The organism is Geothrix campi (assembly GCF_024609265.1).
GTDB lineage: Bacteria > Acidobacteriota > Holophagae > Holophagales > Holophagaceae > Geothrix > Geothrix campi.
Map to the genome: position 1 here is coordinate 457,780 of NZ_JANHMP010000001.1, position 17,617 is coordinate 475,396.

14 protein-coding genes and 1 other RNA gene are annotated in these 17,617 nt (G+C 67.7%); 9 read left to right on the top strand and 6 right to left on the bottom strand.

The features are described 5' to 3' along the window. Positions 1–306 precede the first annotated feature (306 nt). Positions 307–1,455, bottom strand: a complete 1,149-nt coding sequence (locus NOV65_RS02230; protein ID WP_257303880.1) for a M29 family metallopeptidase — start codon at positions 1,453–1,455, stop codon at positions 307–309. 55 nt (positions 1,456–1,510) lie between these two features. Here NOV65_RS02230 and mtgA point away from each other — a divergent pair, with 55 nt between their 5' ends. After that, a complete protein-coding gene (gene mtgA, locus NOV65_RS02235; RefSeq protein ID WP_257303882.1) occupies positions 1,511–2,239 on the top strand; it encodes a monofunctional biosynthetic peptidoglycan transglycosylase in 729 nt (242 codons plus the stop codon). 7 nt (positions 2,240–2,246) lie between these two features. On the opposite strand, the gene NOV65_RS02240 is transcribed toward mtgA, so the two are convergent. Continuing rightward, entirely contained in the window at positions 2,247–5,297 is a 3,051-nt protein-coding gene (locus NOV65_RS02240) for a ligand-binding sensor domain-containing diguanylate cyclase (protein ID WP_257303883.1), read from the bottom strand. 178 nt (positions 5,298–5,475) lie between these two features. On the opposite strand from NOV65_RS02240, the gene NOV65_RS02245 reads away from it, so the two are divergent. The 5 genes from NOV65_RS02245 (at position 5,476) to NOV65_RS02265 (ending at position 8,560) form a co-directional block, all read left to right on the top strand. Next, complete coding sequence (locus tag NOV65_RS02245) at positions 5,476–6,465, top strand: malate dehydrogenase (RefSeq protein ID WP_257303885.1); 990 nt, start codon at positions 5,476–5,478, stop codon at positions 6,463–6,465. A 106-nt stretch (positions 6,466–6,571) separates the two neighbouring features. Further along, positions 6,572–6,790 carry a hypothetical protein gene (locus NOV65_RS02250; protein WP_257303887.1) on the top strand — a complete coding sequence of 73 codons (219 nt, stop codon included), beginning with the start codon at positions 6,572–6,574 and terminating at the stop codon, positions 6,788–6,790. A 64-nt stretch (positions 6,791–6,854) separates the two neighbouring features. After that, positions 6,855–7,124 (top strand): MoaD/ThiS family protein, encoded by a 270-nt coding sequence (locus NOV65_RS02255; RefSeq protein WP_257303889.1) that lies wholly within the window; start codon positions 6,855–6,857, stop codon positions 7,122–7,124. A gap of 2 nt (positions 7,125–7,126) precedes the next feature. Further along, positions 7,127–8,236 carry a sialidase family protein gene (locus NOV65_RS02260; RefSeq protein WP_257303890.1) on the top strand — a complete coding sequence of 370 codons (1,110 nt, stop codon included), beginning with the start codon at positions 7,127–7,129 and terminating at the stop codon, positions 8,234–8,236. Between the two features lie 66 nt (positions 8,237–8,302). Beyond that, on the top strand, positions 8,303–8,560 hold the full coding sequence (locus NOV65_RS02265) for a hypothetical protein (RefSeq protein ID WP_257303892.1): 258 nt from the start codon (positions 8,303–8,305) through the stop codon (positions 8,558–8,560). Positions 8,561–8,645: 85 nt separating this feature from the next. On the opposite strand, the gene NOV65_RS02270 is transcribed toward NOV65_RS02265, so the two are convergent. Beyond that, entirely contained in the window at positions 8,646–10,256 is a 1,611-nt protein-coding gene (locus NOV65_RS02270; RefSeq protein ID WP_257303894.1) for a PQQ-like beta-propeller repeat protein, read from the bottom strand. Positions 10,257–10,512: 256 nt separating this feature from the next. On the opposite strand from NOV65_RS02270, the gene nudC reads away from it, so the two are divergent. After that, a complete protein-coding gene (gene nudC, locus NOV65_RS02275; protein ID WP_257303896.1) occupies positions 10,513–11,259 on the top strand; it encodes an NAD(+) diphosphatase in 747 nt (248 codons plus the stop codon). Positions 11,260–11,310: 51 nt separating this feature from the next. Here the strand turns inward: nudC and NOV65_RS02280 are convergent, their stop codons facing one another. Further along, positions 11,311–12,162: a DUF3800 domain-containing protein gene (locus NOV65_RS02280; RefSeq protein WP_257303898.1), complete on the bottom strand. Its 852-nt coding sequence runs from the start codon at positions 12,160–12,162 to the stop codon at positions 11,311–11,313. 8 nt (positions 12,163–12,170) lie between these two features. Then, on the bottom strand, positions 12,171–15,569 hold the full coding sequence (locus NOV65_RS02285; protein WP_257303900.1) for an adenosylcobalamin-dependent ribonucleoside-diphosphate reductase: 3,399 nt from the start codon (positions 15,567–15,569) through the stop codon (positions 12,171–12,173). 288 nt (positions 15,570–15,857) lie between these two features. On the opposite strand from NOV65_RS02285, the gene ffs reads away from it, so the two are divergent. After that, an RNA gene (ffs, locus tag NOV65_RS02290) (signal recognition particle sRNA small type) lies at positions 15,858–15,953 on the top strand. Between the two features lie 229 nt (positions 15,954–16,182). Here the strand turns inward: ffs and NOV65_RS02295 are convergent. Beyond that, positions 16,183–17,055, bottom strand: coding sequence for a TIGR02757 family protein (locus NOV65_RS02295; RefSeq protein WP_257303902.1), 873 nt, complete (start codon positions 17,053–17,055; stop codon positions 16,183–16,185). A 140-nt stretch (positions 17,056–17,195) separates the two neighbouring features. On the opposite strand from NOV65_RS02295, the gene NOV65_RS02300 reads away from it, so the two are divergent. Then, positions 17,196–17,597 carry a hypothetical protein gene (locus tag NOV65_RS02300; RefSeq protein WP_257303904.1) on the top strand — a complete coding sequence of 134 codons (402 nt, stop codon included), beginning with the start codon at positions 17,196–17,198 and terminating at the stop codon, positions 17,595–17,597. Positions 17,598–17,617: the final 20 nt, after the last annotated feature.

Here is a 17,617-nt window from a genome sequence, read left to right on the forward strand (position 1 = left end):
GATGTGCCAGCCTTCAGGCGCCTGACCGCTCGCTCACTTGGCTCCAAGATGTCTTGCCTTCTGCTCTCGCGAGGGATCGTCTCGAACCGCCCTGGAAGGAGCCATGCAGAAGACCTTTGGTAGCACCACATCTTGCCGAGGCGCATCTCGTCATGAAGTTGCTTCGTTCAAACGGCATTGATTCAGACGTTCGGAGCGAGGTTCTCCCTCAGTCTTTGGGTCCTTCCGGGCCGTGTCCAAGGAGTGCCGAAGTTCTTGAATCACAGTTCGCGGAATACTGGAAATGTGGTGCAGCAATCCCGGCCTTCAGAACCCGACCGCGTACTCCCCATTCCGCATGAGCGGCACGGTGGTTCCATCCCCCATCTGAAGGTCCACGGCCACCACCTTCACGTCGGGCTGGGTCTCGGGGACGTAGACGCGGTCGATGTGAATGACGGCATCGTGGCTGGAGAACTGGGCGGGGCCCACCTGGCCGCCGAAATGGTCGCTGCGGCCGAAGGCAAGGTGGAGGCCCAGCTTCTCGTCCAGGAGGATCTCGCCGATGGGCTTCACGCCGAAGGCGGCGAGCACGCCCAGACCCAGCTCCGCCAGATTGCCGTAGGCGGGCTCTTGGGCGAGGTGGGCGGCTTCCTCCCGGGACGTGGGGCCTTCGCTGATCACTTCGAGGGCCTTGTTGCCCTCGATGCGGTAGCGCACCACCTCGCTGCCGAACTGCACGGGCATCACGCCCGCCGTGCGGCTGGGATCACCCTCGATCTCGCCCTCGTAGGGCACGATGTAGGCTTCGCCCGAGGGCAGGTTGCCGGCCACGCCGGGTTTCGGCAGCAGGCCGCCGGAGGCGTGGCCCGTGCGGTGGCGCAGGTCCACGTGCAGGTCGCAGGGGCCGGCGGGGGTGCCGAAGCGGAAGGCCGCGCCTTCGGCCCGGTCCAGCAGGTCCTTCAACAGCTCCACGCGCCGGTTCACCTCCGTATAGTCCAGGCGCAGGGCGGGGATCATGTCCGCGCGGAAACCCGGCATGGTGGCGGCGCGGATGGGCTGCGTCTTCGCGGCCAGCTTGAGGGGTGCCGTAGCGGAGAACTTGGTGAGGGCGATGAGGATGGGGTGGCCGGCGTAGAGGTCGGTGAAGCTGATGGAGGTGGCGGGATTCAGCGCCTCCACCGAGGGCAGGGGGCCGCCGCTGTGGAGCCAGGCCCGCTCAGGCAGGTCGCCGTTGTTGGTGTGGACGTTGGGGTAGACCACCAGGTGCGTGGCCAGGCCCAGGTCGGCGCGATGGGCCGTGAGTTCCGCGGCCCAGGCGGCCGCCATGTCGCGCCGCGCAGCCCAGTTCGCATCGTCCGGCACCTTGGCGTCCGGCAGATCCACCAGGATGGCCAGGGCCCGCTCGCCTGGCTGGGGCTGGAACACCCGCTGCACCAGCGCCACCAGTTCCGGACCCGTCAGCTGTTCGCTCATGCGACCCCCCGCCTGGGAGGATGCCACAGTGGGCCCGGGCTGGCATTCTGGAGAGATGGCGAAAAAGAAGCGTGGCTGGGGCAGACGGATCCTGGTGGTCCTGGGTTGGATGGTGGGCCTGTTCCTGGGGCTCAGCCTGGTGCTGGTCCTGGTCTTCCGCTTCGTGCCGGTGCCGGTGTCGGCCCTCATGGTGCAGCGCCGGGTGGAATCCTGGTCCAGCGACAAGCGCTACACCTCGCACCACACCTGGGTGCCCCTGGAGGACATCTCGCCCAGCCTCGGCGCGGCGGTGATCGCCGCCGAGGATCAGAACTTCCCGGATCACTTCGGCTTCGACTGGCAGGCCATCGAGAAGGCCATCCAGCACAACGAGCACAGCAGGCGGAAGCGCGGGGCCTCCACGGTGTCCCAGCAGACGGCCAAGAACCTCTTCCTCTGGAACACTCGCTCCTGGGTCCGGAAGGGCGCCGAGACCTGGTTCACGCTGATGATCGAAGTCGGCTGGTCGAAGAAGCGCATCCTGGAGGTCTACCTGAACATCGTGGAGTTCGGGGATGGCGTCTACGGCGCCGAGGCCGCCGCCCGCACCTACTTCGGGAAGTCCGCCAAGCGCCTCACGCCCGGCGAGGCGGCGTTGCTGGCCGCCGTGCTGCCCAACCCCCGGAAGTTCCGCGCGAACGCCCCCAGCGACTACGTCCGGGGCCGCCAGGCCTGGATCCTGGGCCAGATGCGCCAGTTGGGCGGCGAGCAGGTGGTGAAGGAGATGGAGGCGAAAGCCTTCTAGCCGTGCCTCAGTGCCAGATCAGGTCCCCCTCGTGGGGGCTGTGGCGCAGCTCCACGGTGCCGGCCTGGACGCTGAGGGCCGGGCCCTGGTCGAAGCGCTGGGCCAGCCCCTCCGGCAGGCCGGACCGGGCCGCCACGCCCACCCAGCCGTCGCGGCCGGAACGCTTGGCGGCATAGAGGCAGCGATCCGCCACGCGCACCTGGTCCTCCCAGGAGGCCGCCTCCAGGTGATCCGACTGGAAGGGGAAGAGCGAGAAGCCGATGGAGCAGGTGATGGTCACGGGATGCCCGAGGCCCAGGTCGAAGGGGTGCTCCCGGAGGGCCTGATGAAGGCGCGCCACCACCGTGGCCGCGCCGTCGAGGTCGGAGGTGTGCCCCACGAAGAGGATCTCCTCGCCGCCCCATCGGATGAGGAAGTCGGACTCGCGGGCCTCCCGCCGCAGGACATCCGCCACCTGTTTCAGGGCGAGGTCCCCTGCCGCATGGCTCCAGGTATCGTTCACGCGCTTGAAGTGGTCGAGGTCCAGCATGGCGAAGACGAGGCAGCTCTCGTTGGGGTGGTGGTCCGTGTCCAGGTGATCCCGTTGGGCGCGCAGGACCAGGGCGAGGACGGGCGGGAGCTCCTCCTCGAGGTAGCGCCGGTTCCGCAGGCCCGTGAGGGGATCCGTGGTGGAGATGGTCGCCAAGGCGAGGTTGCTCAGCTCCAGCGCCTCGGTGCGCTGATAGACGAGCACCATCAGCTCTTCATTGCGCTTCTCCAGCCGGCGGACCCGCCAGCGGAAGGCGGCCAGCCCGGCGCAGACCGCCAGTCCACCCCAGACGGGCCAGGCCCACCAGCGCAGCCACCACGGGTGCAGCACTCGGAAGGCCACGGAGGCCACGGGCCCTGCGCCGCCATCCTCGATGAGGGCGCGGACCTCCAGGCGGTAGGGACCCGGGGGCAGGGCGGGGTAGCGGAGATCGTGCGTGGGGAGGTCCACCCAGCCGTCGTCGAGGCCGGTCAGGCGGGACTGGAAGCGGAGCCGCCCTTCGTGCTCGAAGGTCAGGGACGTGAACCGAGCCGCCAAGGTTCGATCCCCATAGGGCACGGCCCCCAGGTCCACGGGGCCGGCGAAGGGGTGGTCCCACTGGCGGGAGCCCAGACGGAAGGAGACGAAGAGGGTCCCCGGGAGGGTCTGGGTCCGGAACCCCTGTTCGGGGAGGTGATGGAGGAGTCCCGCGGTGGAACCGAACCACACGCCGCCATCCGCGTCCACCCAGGTGGAGTAGGGGTTGCAGTCCGTGCTGGTCAGGCCATCCTCCCGACGGAAGAGGCGGTGCTCCTGCCCCTCCACCCACTGGACCCCCCGGGGCCCGCCCACCCAGAGGCGGCCGGTGGCATCCGCCGCGAGGCTGTAGACCGAATCACTGGCAAGGCCATCCCGGCGGGTCCAATGGCGGACCACCTTGGGCGCCGCGCCCCGCAGATCCAAGAGCGTCAAGCCCAGAGGTTCGCGGTAGGCCACCCAGGCGGTGCCGTCGGGCAGGGGGGCCAGGGCCGCGAGGGGGGCGGGCAGGAGGCCGATCTCGCGGCCCCAGAGCCGCCAGCCGGTCGGGTCCAGGCGGGCCAAGCCCCGGCCCGTGGCGGCCCAGAGGCGGCCCTGGGCGTCTTCGTGCAGGGCCGTGATGGCCTCCGTGGCCGCGGCTCCGGGAAGTTGGGCCCGGTGGAACTCGGGGTGTCCCGCGGGCTCGGAGACGTGCCACAGCCCGTCGTGGGAGGTGCCCACCCACAGGCTGCCGTCGTGGGCGAAGGCCAGGACCAGGGGCACCGCCATGTTTTGCGACGGCGGCAGCGGAACCCGGGTCAGCCTGGAGCGGTCGGGACTGATGCGGATGAGGAAGGGATGCTCACCCCCGCCCCAGATGGCGCCGTCCGGGCCTTCCTCGAGGGTGTAGAGCACGAGCCCGGCGGCGGGGGCGAAGGGCACGGGCCCCTTGGCCGTCATGCGGGCGAGGCCCCCGCTGGTGCCGATCCAGAGCACACCGGCCCGGTCCCGGAGCAGACCCCAGATGTTGTCCGCCGGCAGACCATCCAGGCGCGTGAAGTTCTCCCAGACGCCATTGCCCTGGAGCCGATGCAGGCCCAGGCTGGCCACCCAGAGGTTTCCGGCGCGGTCGACGAAGGCCTGGACGGCCCAGCCCGAAGGCAGCCCGCGGGTCTCATCCAGGAGTCGCCACTCCCGGTCCATGACATGGAGCAACCCCTTGGCCGTGGGGACGAACACCCCGCCATCGCCATCGGAACTGAGGGATTCCTCGTAGAAGCTCACGGCCAGTGGCGGGAGGCCCAGGGCCGGAAGGGTCAGGCGCCGGCCCCGGGGCGCGAGCACGCGCAGCTGGCTCGGCGTCCGCACCCACAGAGTACCGGATCTGGTCATCAACAGGGCCTTCAGGGGTTCCGCCGGCACCCCCTCACGGGCGGTCCAGCTGCTCCAGGCGCCATCCTCGCCGCGATGGCGGAGGACCGACGCGCCGCCCACCCAGAGGGTTTCCTCATCCAGGGCCAGGGAATAGGCCGGGCCCCCAGGCCAATCCTGCACCGGGCTGAAATGGAGGCTGCCATCGGGACTCTGGAAGAGGCCGGCTTCGGTCGCGACCCAAACTCCGCCGTGGGCATCTCGGAGAATCCGGTAGATCTGGGCGGAGGCCAGCGGGTCGCCGGCTGGCAGCGGCTGCACCCGGCCCTCGCGGAGCAGACAGAGACCGGCGCGGGTGCCGATCCAGAGGCTGCCGTCCGGGTTGGGTTCGAAGGCGCGGACCCAGGCGGAGGGCAAGCCCTCGGGCAGGCTCCACAGGCGGAAGCCGGTGCCGTCGAAGCGGTAGGCGCCGCCCTCGGTGCCCACCCACAGGAAGCCCTCCGCATCCTGCGCCAGGGTGGTGATGCTGGTGTGCTCCAGCCCCTCGGAGGGGCCGTAGCTGCGGAAGATCATGCGTCCTGAGTTGGGGATTCCCGCAGCCATGGCCACCAGCGCGAGGCTGGCCATCAGGAGGATGCGGGTGAGGCGGAGAAGGGGGCGCATAGACAGGTCAGATTCCATCCTATCGGATGATAGACCACGGATCTTTCCTATTGATGTGATGAGGCTGGATCCTTCCAGGGGGCTGACGGGAGGAGGGACCTAGATCACGGATTCCCGACCCGCCGGTTTTCTGAACCAGCGCGCGGTATAGAATGGGCCAAACCTCAGGAGGATCCCCATGAAGCCCCCCGTTCGCGTGGCAGTCACCGGCGCCGCCGGTCAGATCGGATACAGCATTCTCTTCCGCATTGCCAGCGGCGCGATGCTGGGCGAAGACCAGCCTGTGATCCTCCAGCTGCTGGAGATCACGCCGGCTCTGAAAGCGCTGAACGGCGTGGTGATGGAACTCAAGGATTGCGCCTTCCCCCTGCTGGCGGGTGTCGTCACCTCCGACGATCCCAAGGTCGCCTTCAAGGACGCCGACTATGTCCTGCTGGTGGGTGCCCTGCCGCGCAAGGCCGGCATGGAGCGCAGCGACCTGCTGAACGCCAATGGCGGCATCTTCAAGCCCCAGGGCGAGGCCCTGAGCGAAGTGGCCAGCCGCAACGTGAAGGTGCTGGTGGTGGGCAACCCCGCCAACACCAACGCCCTGATCGCGCTCTCCAACGCGCCCAAGCTGAAGCCCAGCCAGTTCCACGCCATGGTGCGCCTGGACCACAACCGCGCCATCTCCCAGCTGGCGGAGAAGACGGGCAAGCCTGTCACCGCCATCCAGAAGATGACCATCTGGGGCAACCACAGCACCACCCAGTTCCCCGACCTCTACCACGCCACCGTGGACGGCAAGAACGCCTACGACCTGGTGAATGACCACGCCTGGTACGAAACCACCTTCATCCCCACCGTGGCCAAGCGTGGCGCCGCCATCATCGAAGCCCGGGGCCTCAGCAGCGCCGCCAGCGCCGCCAACGCCGCCATCGCCCACATGCGCTCCTGGGCGCTGGGCACTCCCGAGGGCGACTGGACCAGCATGGCCTTCCCGTCTGACGGCAGCTACGGCGTGCCGGAGGGCCTGGTCTACGGCTTCCCCGTCACCGTCAAGAACGGCCAGGTGGAGATCGTGAAGGGTCTGGAGATCAACGCCTTCAGCCGCGCCAAGATGGACGCCACCGCCAAGGAGCTCGAAGAGGAGCGCCAGGCGGTGAAGGATCTGGGCCTGGTCAAGTAGGGCACCCGCCCATCGGGCAAGCGCAGGGGGAGCGATCCCCCTGCGCTTTTTTACAATGGCAGGGCCATACCCGGAACCTATGCTTGGCTTGAGCCGGAGGTGGACCATGATCGAACAGGTCGAACGGCGCAAGAAGGCCTGGAGCCGGATTGTCGGGGTGGAACGCCGAGCCGCGCCCCTGCACGATCTGGCCGGACATCCACTCCCTGATCCGACGAAGCTGGAGGACGAGGAATTCGTCGCGGCACAGGCGGAAATGGAGGCGGCCAGGAAGAAGGCCCGGGAGCACCTGAACCGGTGGGATGATCCCGAGCGCTTTGACTAGCGCTTGCATGTCTTGACAGGTGGGGAGGCGGTGGAGGATAGTGGCGGGGCCCTGAGGCTCCTGCATGTCCCGAGTCGCATTCACAACTAACCTCCAGCGCCACGTGGCCTGCCCGCCCTGCACCGTGGCGGGCGCCACCGTGCAGGAGAGCCTGGAGGCGGCCTTCGCCCTGTACCCGAAGCTGCGGGGCTACGTGCTGGACGAGCATGGCGCCCTGAGGTTCCACATGGCCGTCTTCGTGGACGGCACCCCCATCGCCGATCGCCGGGGGCTCAGCGATCCGGTGTCCGCCGCCAGCGAGATCTACGTCATGCAGGCCCTGTCCGGAGGTTGAGGATGTCCGACCAGCTGCTCGTCTCCACCCGCAAGGGGCTCTTCTCCGCCCACCGCACGGCCCGCGGCGTCTGGGACCTCGACTCGGTGTCCTTCCTGGGGGACAACGTCTCCCTGGCCATGCAGGATCCCCGCGACGGCGCCTGGTACGCGGCCCTGGACCACGGTCACTTCGGCGCCAAGCTGCACCGCTCGAAGGATCGCGGGGCCACCTGGGAGGAGATCGGCGTGCCCGCCTATCCCACGCCGCCCGAGGGGCATGTGGAGAAGGACTTCCTCGGCCGCGAGATCCCCTGGCGCCTGATGCGCTTCTGGTGCCTCACGCCCGGGCTCCCGTCGCAGCCGGGCCTGCTCTGGGCGGGCACGCTGCCCGGGGGCCTCTTCTGGAGCGAGGACAGCGGCGCCACCTGGACCATGGTGGAAGCCCTCTGGAACATGCCGGAGCGCCGCAAGTGGGCCGGGGGTGGTGCCGATGTGCCCGGCATCCACTCCGTCTGCGTGGATCCCCGGGATGGGAACCGCGTGGTGGTGGCCGTCTCCAGCGGCGGCGTGTGGCACACGCAGGATTGCGGAAAGACCTGGACGGCCCACACCAAGGGCATGCGGGCCGACTACGCGCCTCCGGAACTGGTGGAGGCGCCGGAATCCCAGGACCCCCACCGCATGGTGCAGTGCCCCGCCGCCCCGAACATCTGGTGGATCCAGCACCACAACGGCATCTTCCGCAGCACGGACGACGCCATGACCTGGACCGAGATCAAGGACGTGAAGCCGTCCGTCTTCGGCTTCCCCGTGGTGGTGCATCCGAAGGATCCCGACACGGCCTGGTTCGTGCCCGCCATCAAGGATGAGCGCCGCATCCCCGTGGAAGGCCGCGTGGTGGTGAACCGCACCCGCGACGGCGGCCGCACCTTCGAGACGCTGGGCCGGGGGCTGCCCCAGTCCTGGGCCTACGACCTGGTCTATCGCCACGCCCTGGATCTCGACGCCACCGGCGAGCGCTTGGCCTTCGGTTCCACCACCGGGTCGGTGTGGATCAGCGAGAACGCCGGCGACGACTGGATCACCCTCGCCGAGCACCTGCCGCCGGTGCATGCCGTGCTGTTCGTGTAGCAACCCGGTAGGATGAAGGTTCGGCGCGGCGGACCCGCCGCCCCTTCCCAAGTCTCCGGAGGCTTCATGACCCGTATGGCCCGCACCCTGGCAGCGTTGATGTTCGGCGGTACCCTGCTGATGGCGCAGATCCCCAATCCCCTGAATCTGCCCGATCCCCTGGGCCTCTCCAAGAAGCCCGCTCCGGCACCGGCCCCCCGCCGGGATGGCGGCCGTGTGGAGCAGCGGCCCAGCCGCAAGCACCACGACAACGGCAAGCACAAGGGCCAGGACAAGCGCGAGGGTGGCGAGCGCGGTGACCGTAAGGGGCATGGCAAGCACTAGCGGGGAACCGGCCCAGGCTCACGCCCCGATCTGCAACCGCCAGATCGGGGCGTGATTCAGTATCAGCCCGGGCCCAGAGCGCCGCTCAGGGCGCCGGCTGCACGGCCGTGAGGTTCGTGGTCCTCAGGGGGGTGCCCCCGGCCGTGAAAGGCGGGAAAACCACGGCACGGTCAGCCCACGTGGGCAGGTCCACCGTGGAGGTCACGGGCGTGGCGGCGAGGGTGACGTCGGTGCCGGCGCCCCCGGCGCGGCGCGCCGCGTCGGCGAGGATCACTCCCACGCCAAAGGTGTTGTAGCCCACCTCCACCTGGGCGGCGAGGACGAAGCCGCCGCCGGTGCGAGCCAGCACGGGCACCGGGGTCTGGAACTTCCCGAAGAATCGGGTGGCCCATAGCCACTGGCCGGCCGTGTCCAGCTTGGCCACCCAGGCATAGCGGGTGTCCGGCGTGCCGAGATCCCCTGCGCCCGACACGAGCCAGCCGCCATCCCCCGCCGGTGCGAGGCCTGAGGCGGGGCCCACCTCACCCGTGAGCATCACGCTCCAGAGGAGGGTGCCATCCGAGGCCAGCCGCGCCACCAGAGGGCCCGCCTGCGCTCCGGCCCAGGTTTGCCCGGCCAGCACGAGCCCACCGCCTGGGGCCGGCTCCGCGGCTTCTGCGTGCTCACCCCCGCCCCAGATCACCCGCCGCCAGGCCAGGGCGCCATCCGCCTTCCGCACTTCCACGGGAATGCCGGAGTGCCACCCGGGGAGCATGACGGACCGGCCCACAAACGCCACGGTTCCCCCCTCCAGTTCCAGGAGGGCCAGAGGATCGAAGCCTGCATCATTCGACGCGGCCCAGGCGACCGAACCCGAGGCGGCGAGGCGCACCCACACCGGCCCCTGGCCCAGGTCCCCCATCAGCTGCGCGCCGCCGTCGGCGGTGGGGGCGCCCAGGCCGAGCCAGCCCGAGAGGCTGTGCTGCCAAAGCGCGGCTCCGGAACCGTCCACCCGCAGCACCTCCGAGTTCCAGTCCACCGGTGTGGGAGTCGCCACCTTGCGGGCGCGGGAGACGGCGAGGAAGGAGGTCCCGAGCGACCGGGCCAGGGGGAGGGCCTCATCTCCTGCGGCGCCCAGGCGCTGCCACTGGCGGTTGCCCGCCCCGTCAAAGGCCATCGTCCAAGTCGGGGAGCCCCAGAATCCGCCCCGTACCGCGAAGCCCGTGCCCAGGCTCACCAGGGCTGGCTGGCTCCCGGGCAGGAAGATCCGGATCCAGCTGGGTTCGGCGGCCGTCGGGGTGGTGAAGGTGCGGATCGCCCCCAGGACCTCGGAGTAATCGCTGGTTCGAGCCACCGCCTGGTAGCTGTAGGTCCAGCCGGGCACCAGACCCGTCAGGCTGGCCTGGTAATCCATGGCCGGGCCGCCCGAAGGGTAGCTTACGGAAGGCTCCACGCCCACGCCGGGCAGGTTCAGGTAGGGCCCCCTGTCGTAGACGATGCCCAGCGCCGGGTCTCCGCCGAATCGGAAGCTCGCGTTCCCGGAGGTCCCATTGCCCGCGGCCTGGCCATGCAGCACCGCCGCATGGGGTGTGAGGCCATCGGCCGCACCGGTCGAGACCGAGGGGGTCGGCTGAGGCGTCGCTTTCCCCCCTCCGCAGGCGCAGGCAAGGCCCAGGATGAGCCCTCCGACTCCCATCCGCGTAACCGCCCAGCCCATGGCGCACCTCCGCAAGAGGTCCTATCCCGGGATCGGCCAGCCACTCCTGCTGGACCAAGGTTCCGGGATGGGCATCGCTATTCTATTCCTGCACCTTCGAGAGCCAGGCGAAGAAACGGCTGGCCTCCAGACTTCGGGAATGGGGAAAGATGCATCTAAGGCTTGTTGGGACGGAATCGCAGGAACGGATCGGGACCCGGCCACTTCCAGGGGAGGAGGGGTGAACTCGTTGCGGATCGTCTTTCAGGGAGATCGCTTGTGGCTCCCTTCAGGGCCGGCGCTGCCCGAGGTCGAGGCGGAGTTGCGGCTGCGCCTGCCCGAGGGACACCTGGCGCTGAAGGTGGCCGAGGATCACCCGCTGCCCGAAGGGGTGGAGGCGCTGGGCCTGCGCGAGGCCTTCCCCCGCATGGACCCGGGGGACTGGGCCCAGGCGGGCCGCGCCTACCAATGGCTGGAGTGGGCGGCGGCGCACCGCTTCTGCGGCAGCTGCGCCACGGCCCTGGAGCCCTGCGAGGGGCCCGAGGCCGGCCATGGCCGCTGCTGCCCCGCCTGCGGCCGGACGGTGTTCCCCTCGAACGCCACGGCCATCATCGTGCTCATCCAGCGCGGGGAAGGGCCGGACCGGGAGCTGGCCCTGGCCCGCTCGCCCCACTTCAAGCCCGGCGTGTACAGCGCCATCGCGGGTTTCACGGAGCCCGGGGAATCCCTGGAGCAGGCCGTGCATCGGGAGGTGGCCGAGGAGCTGGGCATCCGCGTCCATCGCCTGCGCTACTTCGGCAGCCAACCCAGGCCCTTCCCCAATGGCCTCATGGTGGCCTTCGTGGCCGACCATCTCGACGGCGACCTGCAGCCGGATCCCGGGGAGATCGAAGACGCCCGCTGGTTCCGTCTCGACGCCCTGCCGCAGCTGCCCAGCGCCCTCAGCATCGCCAGGTGGATGCTGGATGCGGCTGTGGCGGGGAAGGCGGATCAGCCACAGATGAACACGGATTCACACGGATGAAAGCGAAGGGCGGAATTCATCCCGCTCTTCGCTCTCATCTAAAAGCTGTAATTAGGCAATTTCAGCTGGTGGTTGATTTGGATTTGCATAATAAAGCTGAAATGGTGAGGGTAGTTGCATTTGTGTTTTATTGGCGACATAAAAGGAGTCGCCGCATAGCCAATGATATAGATTGGTATATTTTGAAGGATGAATTTTAAGGCCAACTCCGCCAATTTGATCATGAATTGGGTGGCGGAGTAGCATTGGAACTATGAATTTGAATAATTGAGGAGAGAATCTGGATTCTCCACAAATTCGAGCACATGAGCAACTTGTAATAATATCAGCTAATTGAAGCAGTCTTGAAGTTTTCGAGTCCCTTGTCATAACGTCGTTAGATAATTTTTTGAATTTCAGAACTTTTGTTCCATCTCTTAATAATAGTTTAATGCGTTTTGTCAAGATTCGAGCATTTCTTCCATTGCCACTTGGATTGTCGATAATAATTTGACATGAATGGTTATTTCTACGGCAATAGAGGTCTGCTCGCTCTAGGAGAAGATCTACAGCATCATCTTGTGGGCTTGTTTGGCAATTAGCACGGGAGTAATTGGCGGTGCAATCTTCCGCTACTACAACCGCCTTTACGCCGTGCATAGTGGCCAAAAGTAGTACTCGTCTAAAGAATGCATCCCGTACGGGTCCAGTTAGGTGTGATCTCATCCAATGTTTGCGGCTTGGAGACCATTTAAATTCTTCCCCGATGGGGAACCCGAATTGTTCGCAAATAGCATCAAGTTGATGCTCTAAGGTGGCTTTGATTTCGTTAGAAACGATTACTCCACCTAGGGAGAACATAGGCCCCAAACCCACCCTAGTGGGATGGTCTTGCGACGAGTCATCCACGTAGAGCGAATACATAGTCTCTGCTAGCTGCATCCCGTGGTCGCGCCGCAGGTCTGGCACTTCATGCAGGCGCCGTTGCGGACGAGGGTGAGGTGGCCGCACTCTGGGCAGGGGTCGCCGGTGTAGCCCTTTTCACGGGCGGCCTGGGCGGCGCTGACGGTGGTCCGGGCGCCGACGGTGACGGGTTGCAGCACGGGCTGGAGCTCGTGCTCGTGGGCGGCAGCGCCGGTGGCGGCACCGGCCTCGGGGAAGGGCAGGGGCGTCCCCGTGGGCAGGCTGGGCAGGTTGGCGAGGCCGGGGGCCTGGCTGCCGGGACGCAGGCCTGTGGTGGCGCTCACGATTTGTTCGGGTTCCACGTGGGCCAGGTCATAGCGGCCCAGGTAGCTGATGGCCAGTTCGCGGAACACGAAGTCGATGAGGCTGGTGCTCAGCTTGATGGTGTCGCTGCCGGAGACCATGCCGCCGGGCTCGAAGCGGGTGAACAGGAAAGCATCGCAAAACTCTTCCAGGGGCACGCCGTGCTGGAGGCCCATGCTCACGGCGATGGCGAAGCAGTTGAGCACGGCGCGGAAGGCGGCGCCTTCCTTGTGGATGTCGAGGAAGATCTCGCCGAGGCTGCCGTCCTCGTATTCGCCGGTGCGCAGGTAGAGCTTGGTGCCGCCGATGGTGGCCGCCTGGGTGTAGCCGCCGCGGCGGTTGGGCAGGCGCCGGCGGTAGGTGCGCACGAGCTGCTGCGTGAGGGCATTGGCCAGCACGGGGGTCTTCTCGGCATGGGTGGCCTGGTCGTCCATCAGCGTATCGGCGCCATCCAGCAGGTCGAGGCTGGTGGACATGGCCTGGCTCATCTTGGAGCCGTCGCGGTAGAGGGCCACGGCCTTGAGCATGAGCTGCCAGCTGGCCTCGTAGATGCGGCCGATCTCCTCCACGGTGGCTTCCGCGGGCAGGTTGATGGTCTTGCTGATGGCGCCGCTGAGGAAGGGCTGGGCCGCGCCCATCATGCGCAGGTGGCCCAGAGGGGCGATGTAGCGCCGGCCGGTGCGGCCGCAGCGGTTGGCGCAGTCGAAGATGGGCAGGTGCTCATCCTTGAGGTGCGGCGCGCCCTCCACGGTCATGGTGCCGCTCAGGGCCAGGAGGAAGGTCTCCACCTGCTCGGCGCTGAAGTCCTTCTTCAGGCGCTCGACATCCATGGCGTAGGCCGGATCGAAGGCCGTGGGGAGCTTCTGCTCGACGGCGGCGATCTCCTCCTCCGCCCAGCCCGCGCCCTTCAGCATGCTGCGCGTGATGCCGGGGGTCTCGTCGGTGATCTGGAGCCAGCCGACGACGTGGCGCTCGATCTCCTGGATCTGCGTGGGAGCGTAGCCCAGGCGGGCCAGGGCCTCTGGGATGGCGCGGTTCACCAGCTTGAAGTAGCCGCCGCCCGCCAGCTTCTTGAACTTCACCAGGGCAAAGTCGGGCTCGACGCCGGTGGTGTCGCAATCCATGAGGAGGCCGATGGTGCCCGTGGGCGCCAGCACCGTCACCTGGGCGTTGCGGTAGCCCCACTGCTCGCCATAGGTGAGAGCGGTGTCCCAGCTCTCGCGGGCGGCCTCGACGATGCGCTTGGGCACGCCCGTGCCGGTGAGGCCCTGGGGGCGGATGGAGAGCTGCTCGTACTCGGAGCCCGGCGCGTGGTAGGCGGCGCGGCGGTGGTTGCGGATGACGCGCAGCATGTGGGCGGCGTTCTTCTGGTAGCCGGGGAAGGGCCCGAGCTCGCGGGCCATCTCGGCGCTGGCGGCGTAGGCGTCGCCGGTGAGGATGGCGGTCAGGGCCGCGCACCACTGCGTGCCCTCGGCGCTGTCGTAGGGGATGCCCATGCGCATGAGCATGGCGCCCAGGTTGGCGTAGCCGAGGCCGAGGGTGCGGAAGTCGTAGCTGCGCTGCGCGATGGCTTCGCTGGGGAACTGCGCCATGAGCACGCTGATCTCGAGGACCACGGTCCAGAGGCGGATGGCGTGGCGGTAGCCCACCAGGTCGAAGCCACCGTCATCGGTGAGGAAGGTGCACAGGTTCAGCGACGCCAGGTTGCAGGCCGTGTCGTCCAGGAACATGTACTCGGAGCAGGGGTTGCTCGCGTTGATGAGGCCATCCTCGGGGCAGGTGTGCCAGTCGTTGATGGTGGTGTTGAACTGGATGCCGGGGTCGGCGCAGGCCCAGGCGGCGCGGTTCACCTTCTCCCAGAGATCCTTGGCGCGCAGCTTCTTGCTGGTCTTGCCGTCGATGCGGCGCTTCAGCTCCCAGTCGCCGTCGACCTCCATGGCGCGCATGAAGGCATCCGGCACGCGGACGGAGTTGTTGGAGTTCATGCCGCCCACGGTGAGGTAGCCCTCGCCGTCCCAGGATGTGTCGTAACCCGCGAGATCCCGGGCGAAGTCGCCCTCGGCCAGGCGGCCCAGGCACTGGGTGAGGAAGGCCGTGGGCACGCCCTCCCGCTTGGCGCGTGCCAGGGCCTTGCGGAGGGCCTCGTTGGTCTTGGGGTCGGCGTCCTTGCTGGTGGAGCCTTCGACCGTCTGGCAGACGGCATCCCAGTGGCGGCGCAGCATGGCGCTGCCGGCGGCCAGCATGGCGACCTTGCGCTCCTCCGTCACCTTCCAGTCGATGAAGGCTTCGATGTCGGGGTGGTCGAGGTCGAGGCAGACCATTTTGGCGGCGCGGCGGGTGGTGCCGCCGCTCTTGATGGCCCCGGCGGCGCGGTCGCCCACGGCCAGGAAGCTCATGAGGCCCGAGCTGCGGCCACCGCCGGACAGGGGTTCCTCGGAACCGCGCACCTTGGAGAAGTTGGTGCCGGTGCCGGAGCCGTACTTGAAGATGCGGGCCTCGCGGGTCCACAGGTCCATGATGCCGCCCTCGTTCACGAGGTCGTCGGCCACGCTCTGGATGAAGCAGGCATGGGGCTGGGGGCGCTCGTAGGCGGAGGTGGACTTCATCATCTCGCCGGTCTTCGGATCCACGTAGCTGTGGCCCTGGGCCGGCCCGGAGATGCCGTAGGCGAAGTGCAGGCCCGTGTTGAACCACTGCGGCGAGTTGGGCGCGCACATCTGGTCCGCGAGCATGTAGGTGAGCTCGTCGTAGAAGGCCTGGGCATCGTCCGTGGTGTCGAAGTAGCCGTGGGTCTCGCCCCAGTGGCGCCAGCAGCCCGCCAGGCGATTGAACACCTGCCGCGCGTCCTTCTCCCCGCCGTTCTGCGCGTCGATGCCCTTCCGGCGGAAGTACTTCTGGGCCAGGATGTCCACCGCGACCTGGGACCAGGCTTCGGGAACCATCACGTCCTTGGCCTCGAAGACAACCGTGCCGTCGAGCTTGGAAATCCGGCTGGTCCTGGGGACGAAATGGAATCCTTCCAGGGGGTCGTGACCAGCCTTCGTGAAGTGGCGGGAGATCTTCATGGGTGCTGTCCTGGGGAGGGGGGTGAAGAAGGGCGTTCAAACAGATAAGGCGCTTCCAGCAAGGCGCACAAAGCTCTCCCTTACTGGAAGGGGACTTTGGGGGAAACCTCTAGGGGTTGTGCCGGGAGAAAAGGATGGCCCCAACATGTAGGGGTGTCAAGGCCCCAGCACCGGATTTTTCCAGCAATTAAAAACCCCCATGAAATCCGTCACTTCGAGGGCCGGCGCGCCTCCACGCGACCCCCTTCCGCTGGCGCGACCTACCTCTTCCGGACTACCCTGTACCCAAGCCGGGCCCCATGCATCGGGGTGCGATGAACCGGGTCAGGTCGGAAGAAGCAGCCCTAAGTCGTTCCCCCGAGTGCCGTGGCAAGCCCGGCCCTTTTGCGCCCAAGGGGCGCCAAAGGGCCGGACTTGCCATCCGCTCGCGCGGCGCCTGCGGCTTGCGCTCACGGGTCGGCACTGGCCTGCGCTCCCAGTGGGTCCCCGCTCCGCAGAGCCCCCCAGGCTCTGCTCCGCGACCCACTTGGGTCGCGCACATGGCCAGCCCGGCCCTTGGTTCCGACGATCGCAAGATGATTGGAATACGGAACCTGGACTTGATTTGCTTTTCCTATCTCGGAATCCGCGCGGCGGATTCCGAGCCGGCGCGACACACCGTGTACAGCGGACACCCCGCACAAGTGCTGCGTTTCCGTATGCCGGGGCAATCCCCCAGGATGCCCAGATGGCTGAGGGCGAAGTCGTAGCGGAGGGGATCGGCAGGGTCCAGGCGACGCAAGGCTTCGGTGATCTCGCGGGCCATCTTCCCGTCGGGGGTGGCCCGGCGGCTGAGGCCGATGAAGCGGGAGACGCGGGCCACGTGGGTGTCGAGGGGGATGATGAGCTGATCCACGGGGTAGCGGGTCCAGAGGCCCAGGTCAGGCCAGCCCGGGCGTGCCATCCACCGCAGGAACATGCGCCAGCGCTTGCAGGCGGCGCCTTCCTGCGGGTCGGGCAGGGAGAACCGGGAGCCGTATGAGGCTGGAAGCTCAGTCCGGAGGCGCTGGACCAGCCGGGAGAGCGCGGCGTCGGTATCCCCGTCGGAGCCGGGCAGGAGGTGGGCTTCGAGGCCCGCTCCGCTTTCGCCGTCCAGGCGCTTCCAGGCCAGCAGCCAGACCGCCAGATCCTCGGCCGTGTGGAACCGCCAGGCCCAGCTCGCCAGGGCACGGGCCAGCTCCCGCCGGATTTCTGCCTGGGAGCGCTCCCGGAGCCAGGTCGTGGGGCTGGCCCCGAGGGGGGCGAGGGCGCCGCGCACGGCCCGGATCATGGGATCCACCCGACCGTAGGCGAGGTGGGCCGCCACGAAGGCGGCCACCTCCCGGTCCAGAGGCGGCCCGTAGGCCAGCGCCACGGAGAGGGGGTCCTTCACCAGCGCCCCGGCCGTGTCGTACCGGACGCAAAGGCCGTCCAGCCGGGCCTTCAGGGAGGCGGTCGAGGTCCTCATGAAGCCCAGTGTCCCAGGGCGGAATCAGCCGATGGCGGCAAAAAAACGCACCTCGTGTCGAAAATCACTATGTAAGCAAAGGTGTTGCCGTTATTCTTGTCAGCGGTGGCCCGTGGCCCCATTGGGAGTAGCAACCGCACATGATGACCCTGCGTGGCCTTGGAAACCTGGCGAAGATCCTGGAAGAAGCTGCAAAGCCCGACTCCGTGTTGCGTGAAGACCGCGAGAAGCCCAAGCCCAAGGTTCTCAAGAAGGGTGAGAAGGCCGGGAACACCCGGACCATCGATCCCAAGCGGAAAGTCTGGTACGAGAAGCGCCTGAAGGAGATCACGGCCAAGGCCGCGGCCTCCGAAAACTCCGCCTCCGGTCCCGTGAGCGCCCCCGTGGTGCCTGCCGCCCCGGCCCTGGCCAAGAGCGTGGCCTCCAAGGTGGGCGGCTCCCTGCTGCAGACCCTGGCCGCCGCCAAGGATGCCAAGCCCAAGGTCGAGGGGCAGAAGCGTTCCGAGGCCTGGCGCCGCAAGCCCGGCGAATCCATCTTCTAAACCAGTCAACGGATTGCCCG

Coding starts and splice junctions, on each gene's coding strand:
- NOV65_RS02230 (WP_257303880.1), bottom strand. CDS start 1,455: ATGAGCGAACAGCTGACGGGTCCGGAACTGGTGGCGCTGGTGCAGCGG.
- mtgA (WP_257303882.1), top strand. CDS start 1,511: ATGGCGAAAAAGAAGCGTGGCTGGGGCAGACGGATCCTGGTGGTCCTG.
- NOV65_RS02240 (WP_257303883.1), bottom strand. CDS start 5,297: ATGCGCCCCCTTCTCCGCCTCACCCGCATCCTCCTGATGGCCAGCCTC.
- NOV65_RS02245 (WP_257303885.1), top strand. CDS start 5,476: ATGAAGCCCCCCGTTCGCGTGGCAGTCACCGGCGCCGCCGGTCAGATC.
- NOV65_RS02250 (WP_257303887.1), top strand. CDS start 6,572: ATGATCGAACAGGTCGAACGGCGCAAGAAGGCCTGGAGCCGGATTGTC.
- NOV65_RS02255 (WP_257303889.1), top strand. CDS start 6,855: ATGTCCCGAGTCGCATTCACAACTAACCTCCAGCGCCACGTGGCCTGC.
- NOV65_RS02260 (WP_257303890.1), top strand. CDS start 7,127: ATGTCCGACCAGCTGCTCGTCTCCACCCGCAAGGGGCTCTTCTCCGCC.
- NOV65_RS02265 (WP_257303892.1), top strand. CDS start 8,303: ATGACCCGTATGGCCCGCACCCTGGCAGCGTTGATGTTCGGCGGTACC.
- NOV65_RS02270 (WP_257303894.1), bottom strand. CDS start 10,256: ATGGGCTGGGCGGTTACGCGGATGGGAGTCGGAGGGCTCATCCTGGGC.
- NOV65_RS02280 (WP_257303898.1), bottom strand. CDS start 12,162: ATGTATTCGCTCTACGTGGATGACTCGTCGCAAGACCATCCCACTAGG.
- NOV65_RS02285 (WP_257303900.1), bottom strand. CDS start 15,569: ATGAAGATCTCCCGCCACTTCACGAAGGCTGGTCACGACCCCCTGGAA.
- NOV65_RS02295 (WP_257303902.1), bottom strand. CDS start 17,055: ATGAGGACCTCGACCGCCTCCCTGAAGGCCCGGCTGGACGGCCTTTGC.
- NOV65_RS02300 (WP_257303904.1), top strand. CDS start 17,196: ATGATGACCCTGCGTGGCCTTGGAAACCTGGCGAAGATCCTGGAAGAA.